Below are 11415 nucleotides of genomic sequence, written 5' to 3'. Positions count from 1 at the left end.
GGGCATAGCCCCGCCCCCGGGTCCGCCGGCGAACCGGGCCCGCTACGACGCCGGGCCCGCCAGCACCGTCACCGTGTGCCCCAGCGGCGTGCCTGAGCCGTCGCGGCGCGGGTCCGGCTCCGGGAGCTCCACCGGCGTGCCGTTGGCCTGCGCCGCCTTCGCCGGGGCCGCGCCCGCCCAGGCCAGGACCAGCATGTCCTCGCCCTTCAGGAACCGCTGACAGCGCACCCCGCCGGTGGCCCGGCCCTTGCGCGGATACTGGTCGAACGGCGTCAGCTTGACGGTAGCCGCCGAGTCCCCGAGCAGCGTGCCGCGCGAGCCCGCCACCGTGAACACCACCCCGTCCGCCGCCGGGTCGACCACGGTGAACGAGATCACCTTGGCGCCCTCGGTGACCTTGATGCCCGCCATACCGCCCGCCGGGCGGCCCTGCGGCCGCACCTGCGAGGCCTGGTAGCGCAGCAGCTGGGCGTCGTCCGTGATGAAGACCAGGTCCTCCTCGCCGGTGCGCAGCTCCGCCGCGCCGACGATCCGGTCGCCGTCCTTGAGGGTGATGACCTCCAGCTCGTCCTTGTTGGCCGGATAGTCGGGCACCACGCGCTTGACCACGCCCTGCTCGGTGCCGATCGCCAGACCCGGCGACGACTCGTCCAAGGTCGTCAGACAGACCAGCGTCTCGTCGGCCTCCAGGGTCAGGAACTCCGACACCGGGGCGCCGCCCGAGAGGTTGGGCGCGGCCGCCGTGTCCGGCAGCTGCGGCAGGTCGATCACGGCGAGCCGGAGCAGCCGCCCGGCCGAGGTGACCGCGCCGACGTCGCCGCGCTGGGTCGCGGGCACCGCGGACACGATCACATCGTGCTTGGTGCGCCGCTCGGCCTCCGCGAGCGGTTCCGCGTTCGCCGTACGCGCCAGCAGGCCCGTCGAGGAGAGCAGCACCCGGCACGGGTCGTCCGCGACCTCCAGGGGCACGGCCGCGACCGGCGCGCCCGCCGACTCCAGCAGGACCGTCCGCCGCTCGGTGCCGAACTTCTTGGCCACCGCGGCCAGTTCGGTCGAGACCAGCTTGCGCAGCTCGGTGTCGGAGTCCAGGATCCCGGTCAGCTCGTCGATCTCGCCGGTGAGCCGGTCGCGCTCGCTCTCCAGCTCGATGCGGTCGAACTTGGTGAGGCGGCGCAGCGGGGTGTCCAGAATGTACTGCGTCTGGATCTCGCTGAGCGAGAAGTGCTCGATCAGGCGCTGCTTGGCCTGCGCCGAGTTGTCACTCGACCGGATGAGACGGATGACCTCGTCGATGTCGAGGAGCGCGACGAGGAGGCCCTCCACCAGGTGCAGCCGGTCGCGGCGCTTGGTGCGGCGGAACTCGCTGCGGCGGCGCACCACCTCGAAGCGGTGGTCGAGGTAGACCTCCAGGAGCTCCTTGAGGCCCATGGTGAGCGGCTGGCCGTCCACCAGCGCCACGTTGTTGATGCCGAAGGACTCCTCCATCGGCGTCAGCTTGTAGAGCTGCTCCAGGACGGCCTCGGGGACGAAGCCGTTCTTGACCTCGATGACCAGGCGCAGACCGTGCGAGCGGTCGGTGAGGTCCTTGACGTCGGCGATGCCCTGGAGCTTCTTCGAGCCGACCAGGTCCTTGATCTTGGAGATCACCTTCTCCGGGCCGACCGTGAACGGCAGTTCCGTGACGACCAGGCCCTTGCGGCGGGCCGTCACGTTCTCCACCGCCACCTTGGCGCGGATCTTGAAGGTGCCGCGGCCCGACTCGTACGCGTCCTTGATGCCGGACAGGCCGACGATCCGGCCGCCGGTCGGCAGGTCCGGGCCGGGGACGAAGCGCATCAGTGCTTCCAGGTCCGCGTTCGGGTACCGGATCAGATGGCGGGCGGCGGCGATGACCTCGCCCAGGTTGTGCGGCGGCATATTGGTCGCCATGCCGACCGCGATCCCCGTCGCGCCGTTGACCAGCAGGTTCGGGAACGCGGCGGGCAGGGCCACCGGCTCCTGCTCCTGGCCGTCGTAGTTCGGGGAGAAGTCGACGGTGTCCTCGTCGATCGACTCCGTCATGAGCGAAGTGGCGTCGGCCATCTTGCACTCGGTGTAGCGCATCGCGGCCGGCGGGTCGTCGTTGCCGAGCGAGCCGAAGTTGCCGTGGCCGTCGACGAGCGGCAGGCGCATGGAGAAGGGCTGCGCCATCCGCACAAGGGCGTCGTAGATCGACGCGTCGCCGTGCGGGTGGAGCTTGCCCATGACCTCGCCGACCACGCGCGCGCACTTCACGTAGCCGCGCTCGGGGCGCAGGCCCATCTCGTTCATCTGGTAGACGATGCGGCGGTGGACCGGTTTCATGCCGTCGCGGGCGTCCGGCAGGGCCCGCGAGTAGATCACCGAGTAGGCGTACTCAAGAAAGGAGCCCTGCATTTCGTCCACGACGTCGATGTCGAGGATCTTCTCCTCGAAATCGTCCGGCGGCGGGGTCTTCGTGCTGCGGCGGGCCATCGCGGCTGCGGCTCCTTCACCAACGAGTTCTTCTAGCGACCACCAACAAGGTCTGCTGCTGACGCCGACCATTGTGGACCGTCCCACTGACAACGCAGACCGCGACCCGGGAACTTCGCCAGGTGTCGGTGCGCTTGCATACAGTGGCAGGACTTCTTCACCGCGATCGAAGGGACGTACATGCCCATGGGTCACACGGCCACCGCCCAGGCCGGCTCCGGCGGCCTGACAGCGACCGAGCACCGGCTGGCCAACGGCCTGCGCGTGGTGCTCTCCGAGGACCACCTGACCCCGGTCGCCGCGGTCTGCCTCTGGTACGACGTGGGTTCCCGCCACGAGGTCGAGGGCCGCACGGGCCTGGCGCACCTCTTCGAGCACCTGATGTTCCAGGGCTCGCACCAGGTCCACGGAAACGGTCACTTCGAGCTGGTGCAGGGCGCGGGCGGCTCGCTCAACGGCACCACCAGCTTCGAGCGCACCAACTACTTCGAGACCATGCCCACCCACCAGCTCGAACTGGCGCTGTGGCTGGAAGCCGACCGCATGGGCTCGCTGCTCTCCGCACTGGACGAGGAGTCCATGGAGAACCAGCGCGACGTCGTCAAGAACGAGCGCCGCCAGCGGTACGACAACGTGCCGTACGGCACGGCGTTCGAGAAGCTCACCGCGCTGGCCTACCCGGAGGGCCACCCGTACCACCACACGCCGATCGGCTCCATGGCCGACCTGGACGCGGCGACGCTGGAGGACGCGCGGAACTTCTTCCGTACGTACTACGCGCCGAACAACGCGGTCCTCTCGGTCGTCGGCGACATCGACCCCGAGCAGACGCTCGCCTGGATCGAGAAGTACTTCGGCTCGATCCCGACCCACCACGGCAAGCAGCCCCCGCGCGACGGCGAGCTGCCCGGCGTGATCGGCGAGCAGCTGCGCGAGGTCGTCCACGAGGACGTCCCCGCGCGCGCCCTGATGGCCGCCTACCGGCTGCCGCACGACGGCACGCGCGAGTGCGACGCCGCCGACCTGGCGCTCACCGTCCTCGGCGGCGGCGAGTCCTCCCGCCTCCACAACCGCCTGGTGCGCCACGACCAGAGCGCCGTGGCGGCCGGGTTCGGCCTGCTGCGCCTCGCCGGCGCGCCCTCGCTCGGCTGGCTGGACGTCAAGACGTCCGGCGGCGTCGAGGTCCCCGACATCGAGTCGGCCGTCGACGACGAGCTGGCCCGGTTCGCCGAAGAGGGCCCCACGGCCGAGGAGATGGAGCGCGCCCAGGCCCAGCTGGAGCGCGAGTGGCTGGACCGGCTCGGCACGGTCGCGGGCCGCGCCGACGAACTCTGCAGGTACGCGGTGCTGTTCGGTGACCCCCAGCTCGCCCTGACCGCCGTCGACCGGGTGCTCGACATCACCGCCGAGGAGGTGCGGGACGCGGCCCGGGCCACCCTGCGCCCGGACAACAGGGCGGTGCTGGTGTACGAGCCGACCACCGCCGAAGCAGACGACGCGGCCGACGCCGACGCAGAGGGAGCAGAGCAGTGAGCGAGACCGGCGTGACCATGCAGTTCCACCCCCAGCCGGCCGCCGGCACCGCGCGTCCCTGGGCGTTCCCCGCCCCCGGCCGCGCCACCCTGCCCAACGGGCTCACCGTGCTGCGCTGCGACCGCCCCGGCCAGCAGGTCGTGGCCGTCGAGATCTTCCTCGCCGCCCCGCTGGACGCCGAGCCGGCGGGCCTGGACGGCGTCGCCATGATCATGGCGCGCGCGTTCTCCGAGGGCACCGACAAGCGCTCCGCCGAGGAGTTCGCCGCCGACCTGGAGCGCTGCGGCGCCACCCTGGACGCGCACGCGGACCACCCGGGCGTGCGGGTCTCCCTGGAGGTGCCGGTCTCCCGGCTGGCCAAGGCGCTCGGCCTGCTCGCGGAGGCGCTGCGCGCCCCCGCGTTCGCCGACGCGGAGGTCGACCGGCTGGTCCGCAACCGCCTGGACGAGATCCCGCACGAGCTGGCCAACCCGGCCCGCCGCGCCGCCCAGCAGCTCTCCAGGGAGCTCTTCCCGGCCACCGCGCGCATGTCGCGCCCGCGCCAGGGCACCGAGGAGACCGTCACGCGGATCGACGCGGGAGCGGTGCGGGCCTTCTACGAGGCGTATGTACGCCCGGCGGCGGCCACCGCCGTGATCGTGGGCGACCTGGGCGCCACCGACCTGGACGCGATCCTGGCGGACACCCTGGGCGCCTGGACCGGCACCCCGGCCGAGGAGCGCCCGATGCCCCCGGTCACCGCCGACGACACCGGCCGCGTGGTCATCGTCGACCGGCCCGGCGCCGTCCAGACGCAGTTGCTGATCGGCCGGATCGGCCCGGACCGCCACGACCGCGTCTGGCCCGCCCAGGTCCTCGGGACGTACTGCCTGGGCGGCACGCTCACCTCCCGCCTGGACCGCGTCCTGCGCGAGGAGAAGGGCTACACGTACGGAGTGCGTGCGTACGGTCAGGTGCTGCGCTCCGGCGCGGAGGGCACCGGCGCGGCCATGCTCGCCATCAGCGGCTCGGTGGACACGCCCAACACCGGCCCGGCCCTCGACGACCTGTGGACGGTGCTGCGCAAGCTCGCCGCCGAGGGGCTCACGGACGCCGAGCGGGAGACCGCCGTGCAGAACCTGGTGGGCGTGGCCCCGCTCAGGTACGAGACGGCGGCCGCCGTCGCCGGGACGCTGGCCGACCAGGTCGAGCAGCACCTCCCGGACGACTTCCAGGCGCAGTTGTACGCGCTGCTGGCCGACACGGGCACCGTGGAGGCCACCGCGGCGGTCGTCAGCGCCTTCCCGGTGGACCGTCTGGTGACCGTCCTCGTCGGGGACGCGGCGCAGATCGAGGAGCCCGTCAAGGCGCTCGGCATCGGTGAAGTCACCGTCGTCGCGGGCTGATTGAGCGGACCGGCGCGCGCGGGCGCGTGCGTGGGAGGAGGACCCCGGTGGCCGATGTGCCGCCGGGGTCCTCCTTTATGTCCGATTTGTTGGGGAGGTTGCCTGTCTGTCATGTGGCGTGGGCAACAAAAAGACGTGTCTGTTTGGTGATTGAAAGATCAGCCGTCTAGCGTCAGTCGCGCTGTCCGTTACCACCCGTCGCAGCCGCGGCACCGGACAGCGATCGCCGAGTCCCCAACTGGCGCGAGCCAGGGGAGCCGGGGACCCACTCAGTCCCTGGGGTGAATCGGACGCCTCCGCCCGCGGAGGAGCCCGTAGGAGACCTTCCAGCTCCGAACCCGTCAGCTAACCCGGTAGGCGAGATGGAAGGAAAGGACACCGCCCCTTCATGGCGTTCACCCGTGCCACCGGGAAGCACCGTCGTCCGAGCGCCATGTCGCGCAAGAGCGCGAACATAGCGGGCATCGCCACTCTCGCCACCGCCGGAGTCGTGGGCACTCTCGCCTCCCCGGCCCTGGCCGCCGAGACCTCGGCGCCCGCCGCGGCCTCCGTCGAGGACACCGGCATCACCCAGGCGATCGTGATCGGCGACTCCCTCGCCGACCGCATCGACGCCCAGGCCGCCGCCCAGAAGCACGCCGCCGACAAGGCCCGCGCCGCCGCCGAGGCGAAGCGCAAGGCCGAGGCGAAGGCCAAGGAGGAGCGCGCCGCCAAGGAGCGCGCCGCCCGCGAGGCCGAGCGCAAGCGCCTCAACTCCTTCGTCGCCCCGATCGACGGCAGTTACGTCTCCACCGGCTACAAGACCGGCGGCTCGATCTGGTCCTCCGGCAGCCACACCGGCATCGACTTCCACGCGGGCGAGGGCACCTCGGTGCACGCCGTCGGCCTGGGCACCGTCGTCGAGGCGGGCTGGGGCGGCGCCTACGGCAACAACATCGTCATCCGCATGAACGACGGCACGTACACGCAGTACGGCCACCTGTCGTCCATCGGCGTCTCCGTCGGCCAGCGCGTCGAGCCGGGCCAGCAGATCGGCATCTCCGGCGACACCGGCAACACCACCGGCCCGCACCTCCACTTCGAGGCCCGCACGGGCTCGTCGTACGGCTCGGACATCGACCCGATCGCGTATCTGCGCTCGCGCGGCGTCAACGTCTGACGCGGCCGTCCCCGAACCTCCACCGAAGCCCCCGGCGTCCGCGCCGGGGGCTTCGGCGTCGCCGTCGGGCGCGCCGGGAGCCGTCCGTGGCCAAAAGATATGCATTGCATACGGCATGTCACCGGGAATTAACAACCGCTCGAATAGAGTCACCGAACAGGCGTCGATCGACCGCGTTTCGCGGGGATTAAGGCGGAGGTTCTGTCATGCGCATTCCAGCGCAATCGGTATGCACGGCAATCCGCGACGACATCGTCGCGGGACTCTTCGCGCGCGGCAGCCGGCTCACCGAGGAAGTGCTCGCCCGGCGGTACGGGGTCTCGCGCGTCCCGGTTCGCGAGGCGCTGCGCACGCTGGAGTCCGAGGGGTTCGTCACCACGCGCCGGCACGCCGGGGCCTGTGTCGCCGAGCCGACCGAGCAGGAGGCCGCCGACCTGCTCGAACTGCGCGCGATGCTGGAGCCGCTGGCCGCCTCGCGGGCGGCCGCCCGGCGCACCGAGGCCCATCTCAAGGTGCTGCGCGGCCTGGTCAGGCTGGGCCAGGACCGCATCCGGCGGACCCAGGGCGAGGATCTGCGCTCGCTGGGCGGCTGGTTCCACGAGACGCTGGCCCAGGCCTCCGGCAGCCCCGGCCTCATCTCGCTGCTCACCCAGCTACGGCACAAGATCGCCTGGATGTACGTGGTGGAGCAGCCCGCGCTGCCCGCCGAGTGCTGGGCGGAGCACGGGGCGATCGTGGACGCGCTGGCGCGCGGTGACGCCGAGCGGGCCAGATCGCTGGCCGCCCACCACGCCGACCGCGCGTTTTCCGCCTATCGCCTGCGGCGCCCGGTGGACGTGAGGACTTCGCAACATGCCGTAAACACCGCGAGCGCCCGCGCTTAACGGGGTCGCCGTATACAAAGGGGTGATTCGGCGGGGTTTTTTCGCGCTGCCCGAAATCGCCGCCGGAAAGCAGCGGCGCGGGTAAGAGGTTCGCGCAACCCGCACCACCCGCTTAAAAGGAAAGGAGCCGCGGACCCTGAATTCAGGATCCGCGGCTCCGTTTCGCGAAGTGCGGTGACGCGCCGGCCGGGCCGGGGTTCGGCCGACCGGGTGCGGTCAGACGGTCTCGGGGAGCTCCTCAAGGCCCGCCTCGACCAGCTTCGCCAGACGGTCCAGGGCCGCCTCGGCGCCCTCCGCCTCGGAAGCCAGCACGATCTCCTCGCCGCCCTGCGCACCCAGGCCGAGCACCGCGAGCATGGAGGCGGCGTTGACCGGGTTGCCGTCGGCCTTGGCGATCGTGACGGGGACGCCGGAGGCCGTGGCGGCGCGGACGAAGATGGAAGCGGGGCGGGCGTGCAGGCCCTCGGCCCAGCCGACATTGACGCGGCGCTCAGCCATGGTGATGCCCTTCGAAATCTCTGACGGTTGTCTAGACCAGTCTCTCATGTCCTGCGCCGTGCTCGTGCCGACGTCGGTCCCGGATCCGGCGGCCCTTCGGCCCTGGCCGCCCTCTCCACCTTGCCCCCTACCTTGACCTGACCGCAGCGGCCCCGCGACCCGTAGGCTGCCCGTATGCAGGCTCCGCAGGAGAAGACGCAGGACCCCGCGTACCCGGCCCACTGGGAGGCCGACGTCGTGCTGCGCGACGGGGGGACCGCGCGGATCAGGCCCATCACGACCGACGACGCGGAGCGGCTCGTCTCGTTCTACGAGCAGGTGTCGGACGAGTCCAAGTACTACCGCTTCTTCGCGCCCTACCCCCGGCTGTCGGCGAAGGACGTGCACCGCTTCACCCATCACGACTACGTGGACCGCGTCGGGCTCGCGGCGACGGTGGGCGGCGAGTTCATCGCGACCGTCCGCTACGACCGGATCAACGCGCAGGGCAGGCCCGCCTCGGCGCCGGCCGACGAGGCCGAGGTGGCGTTCCTGGTCCAGGACGCCCACCAGGGGCGCGGTGTCGCCTCCGCACTGCTCGAACACGTCGCGGCGGTCGCGCGCGAGCGGGGCATCCGGCGGTTCGCGGCGGAGGTGCTGCCCGCCAACAACAAGATGATCAAGGTGTTCACGGACGCGGGCTACCAGCAGAAGCGTTCCTTCGAGGAAGGCTCGGTCCATCTCACGCTCGATCTGGAGCCGACCGCCGAGTCGCTGGCCGTGCAGCGCGCCCGAGAGCAGCGCGCGGAGTCGCGCTCGGTGCAGCGGCTGCTCGCCCCCGGCTCGGTGGCCGTGATCGGCACCGGCCGCGCGCCCGGCGGCGTGGGGCGCACGGTGCTGCGCAACCTGCTGGGCGCGGGGTTCACCGGACGTGTGTACGCGGTCAACCGGGCCTTCCCGGAGGGCGGTTCGGAGGTCGACGGCGTCCGGGCGGTCCGCTCGCTCGGCGAGATCGCGGAGCAGGTCGACCTCGCGGTCGTCGCCGTCCCGGCCGAACGGGTGCCGGAGGCGGTCGCGGAGTGCGGCGAGCACGGGGTGCAGGGGCTGGTCGTCCTCTCCGCCGGGTACGCCGAGAGCGGCGCGGCCGGACGCGAACGCCAGCGCGAACTGCTGCGCCAGGTGCGGTCGTACGGGATGCGGCTGATCGGGCCGAACGCGTTCGGCGTCATCAACACCGCGCCCGGGACGCGTCTGAACGCCTCGCTGGCGCCCGATCCGCCGCAGCGGGGACGGATCGGACTGTTCACCCAGTCGGGAGCGATCGGGATCGCGCTCCTCTCGGGCCTGCACCGGCGGGGCGCGGGCCTGTCGACGTTCATCTCGTCCGGCAACCGGGCGGACGTCTCGGGCAACGACATCCTCCAGTACTGGTACGAGGACGCGGACACGGACGTGGTCCTGCTGTACCTCGAATCCATCGGCAACCCGCGGAAGTTCACCCGGCTCGCGCGCCGGACGGCGGCGGTGAAGCCGGTGGTCGCGGTGAAGGGCGCCCGCCACAGCGGCTCGACCCCGCCCGGCCACGCGGTCCCGGTGACCCGGGTTCCGGACGCGGCGGTGTCGGCGCTGCTGCGCCAGGCGGGCGTGATCCGGGTGGACACGGTGACCGAGCTGGTCGACGCGGGCGTCCTCCTGGCGGGCCAGCCGCTCCCGGCGGGCCCGCGTGTCGCCATCCTGGGCAACTCGGAATCCCTGGGCCTGCTCACCTACGACGCCTGCCTCACCGAGGGCCTGCGTCCCCACCCGCCCGTCGACCTCACGACGGCGGCCACCCCCGAGGACTTCCGCGACGCGCTGGCGCGGGCCCTGGCGGACGAGTTCTGCGACGCGGTGGTGGTCACGGCGATTCCCTGGGTGGGCGAGCCCGGCTACCCCGACGAAGCCCTGGCCACGGCCCTCCAGCAGGCCACGACGACGGCCCCGGCGAAGCCGGTGGCCGTGGTGCACGTGGAACTGGGAGGCCTGGCGGAAGCGCTGGCGAGCGCGGCGAGCACGGCCCGCCGCACCACGCCCCCGCACCACGCCCCGCTCACCCCGACGGGGACGGACGGCGAGCCGGGGGCGAGTGCCGCGGCGGCGGTGTCCGGGGCGGTATTCACGGCGGTGCCCGGGGCGCAGCCTGCGGTGACGGTGCCCGGGACGGTATCCACGGCGGTGCCCGGGGCGGAGCCTGCGGTGACGACGCCCGGGACGACGCCCGGGACGACGCCCGGGACGACGCCCGGGACGACGCCCGGGACGACGCCCGGGACGACGCCGGGGACGGCGCCCGGGGCACAGCCTGCGGAGACGACGCCCGGGACGCCGCCCACGGCGTTGCCCGGGGCACAGTCCGAGCAGGGTGCAGGGGCCGCAGGCCCCGCCGGGGTTCCGGGGCGGAGCCCCGAGGGGGCGCAGGGGCGCAGCCCCGCCGGGGGTTCGGGGGCCGAGCCCCCGAGGGTGTCCTCCCGCATCGGTCCACCCCCACCCCCGGAGGGTCTCGGGAAGGGGCGGGGTGGGGGACAAGCCGGCCCCGCCCCCACCGGACCCGCGCCCGAACCCCCCGCCACACCCCACAGCATCCCCGCCTACCCCGCCGCAGAACGCGCCGTACGGGCCCTCGCCGAGGCCGTCCGGTACGGGCAGTGGCGGCGGCAGGCCGCCGAGCAGGGGAAGGTGCCGGAGTACGACGACATCGACGAGGCCGGGGCCGCCGCCGACATCGAGCGGCTGCTCGGGGAGGCGGACCCGAGGGGGGCGACGCTCGCCGCCGCCGAGGCGGAGGCGCTGCTCGGCCGGTACGGGATCCCCGTGCGCCCCGCCCTGCCCGCGCCCCACCCGGACGCCGCCGTCTGGGCCGCCGCCCGCCTCGGCTACCCCGTGGCCCTCAAGACCACCGCCCGGCACCTGCGCCACCGCCCCGACCTCGGCGGCGTCCGCCTCGACCTCGCCGACGAGGAGCAACTGCGGCGCGCCTACGCCGAGTTGACCCAGGTTCTCGGCAAGCCGGAGGAGCTGCTCCCGGTCGTCCAGGCGATGGCGCCGCGCGGGGTGGACACCGTCGTACGCGCCGCCATCGACCCGGCCGTCGGCGCCGTGCTCTCCTTCGGCCTCGCCGGAGCCGCCTCCGAGCTGCTCGGCGACACCGGCCACCGTCTGGTCCCCGCCACCGACCGGGACGCCGCCGAGCTGGTCCGGTCGATCCGGACCGCGCCCCTCCTCTTCGGCTGGCGCGGCTCCGCGCCGGTGGACACGGCCGCCCTCGAAGAGCTGCTGCTGAGGGTCTCCCGGCTGGTCGACGACCACCCGGAGGTCGTCGCCGTCTCCCTGGAACCGGTCGTCGTCGCCCAGCACGGCCTCTCCGTACTCGGCGCGAGCGTCCGCCTCGCGCCACCGCCGCCCCGCTCCGACCTGGGACCGAGGCGCCTGCCCAGCTACTGAAACG

Annotated in this window: 7 protein-coding genes and 1 riboswitch; of the genes, 5 read left to right on the top strand and 2 right to left on the bottom strand. The window is 72.8% G+C overall.

Annotated elements, in window-relative coordinates:
• Nucleotides 1-42 precede the first annotated feature (42 nt).
• Nucleotides 43-2493, bottom strand: coding sequence for a DNA topoisomerase (ATP-hydrolyzing) subunit A (locus ACFWA7_RS31590; protein WP_385545396.1), 2451 nt, complete (start codon nucleotides 2491-2493; stop codon nucleotides 43-45).
• A gap of 180 nt (nucleotides 2494-2673) precedes the next feature.
• Here ACFWA7_RS31590 and ACFWA7_RS31585 point away from each other — a divergent pair, with 180 nt between their 5' ends.
• The 4 genes from ACFWA7_RS31585 (at nucleotide 2674) to ACFWA7_RS31570 (ending at nucleotide 7454) form a co-directional block, all read left to right on the top strand.
• Nucleotides 2674-4026 (top strand): M16 family metallopeptidase, encoded by a 1353-nt coding sequence (locus ACFWA7_RS31585; protein WP_385545398.1) that lies wholly within the window; start codon nucleotides 2674-2676, stop codon nucleotides 4024-4026.
• Nucleotides 4027-4043: 17 nt separating this feature from the next.
• The gene (locus ACFWA7_RS31580; protein WP_385545463.1) at nucleotides 4044-5411 is read left to right on the top strand and encodes a M16 family metallopeptidase; all 1368 of its coding nucleotides are present in this window, start codon (nucleotides 4044-4046) and stop codon (nucleotides 5409-5411) included.
• Between the two features lie 214 nt (nucleotides 5412-5625).
• Nucleotides 5626-5786, top strand: a riboswitch (cyclic di-AMP (ydaO/yuaA leader).
• A gap of 13 nt (nucleotides 5787-5799) precedes the next feature.
• Nucleotides 5800-6570 (top strand): M23 family metallopeptidase, encoded by a 771-nt coding sequence (locus ACFWA7_RS31575; RefSeq protein WP_385826526.1) that lies wholly within the window; start codon nucleotides 5800-5802, stop codon nucleotides 6568-6570.
• A 206-nt stretch (nucleotides 6571-6776) separates the two neighbouring features.
• The gene (locus tag ACFWA7_RS31570; RefSeq protein ID WP_385545404.1) at nucleotides 6777-7454 is read left to right on the top strand and encodes a GntR family transcriptional regulator; all 678 of its coding nucleotides are present in this window, start codon (nucleotides 6777-6779) and stop codon (nucleotides 7452-7454) included.
• Nucleotides 7455-7670: 216 nt separating this feature from the next.
• Here the strand turns inward: ACFWA7_RS31570 and ACFWA7_RS31565 are convergent, their stop codons facing one another.
• Nucleotides 7671-7952 (bottom strand): HPr family phosphocarrier protein, encoded by a 282-nt coding sequence (locus ACFWA7_RS31565; protein WP_371655179.1) that lies wholly within the window; start codon nucleotides 7950-7952, stop codon nucleotides 7671-7673.
• A 174-nt stretch (nucleotides 7953-8126) separates the two neighbouring features.
• On the opposite strand from ACFWA7_RS31565, the gene ACFWA7_RS31560 reads away from it, so the two are divergent.
• On the top strand, nucleotides 8127-11411 hold the full coding sequence (locus ACFWA7_RS31560) for a GNAT family N-acetyltransferase (protein WP_385826524.1): 3285 nt from the start codon (nucleotides 8127-8129) through the stop codon (nucleotides 11409-11411).
• The last annotated feature ends 4 nt before the right edge of the window (nucleotides 11412-11415 follow it).

The organism is Streptomyces sp. NPDC059994 (assembly GCF_042737755.1).
Taxonomy (GTDB): Bacteria; Actinomycetota; Actinomycetes; order Streptomycetales; family Streptomycetaceae; genus Streptomyces.
Note: the sequence above shows the minus strand (reverse complement) of the source record. Positions and strands in the feature narration are given on the sequence as shown.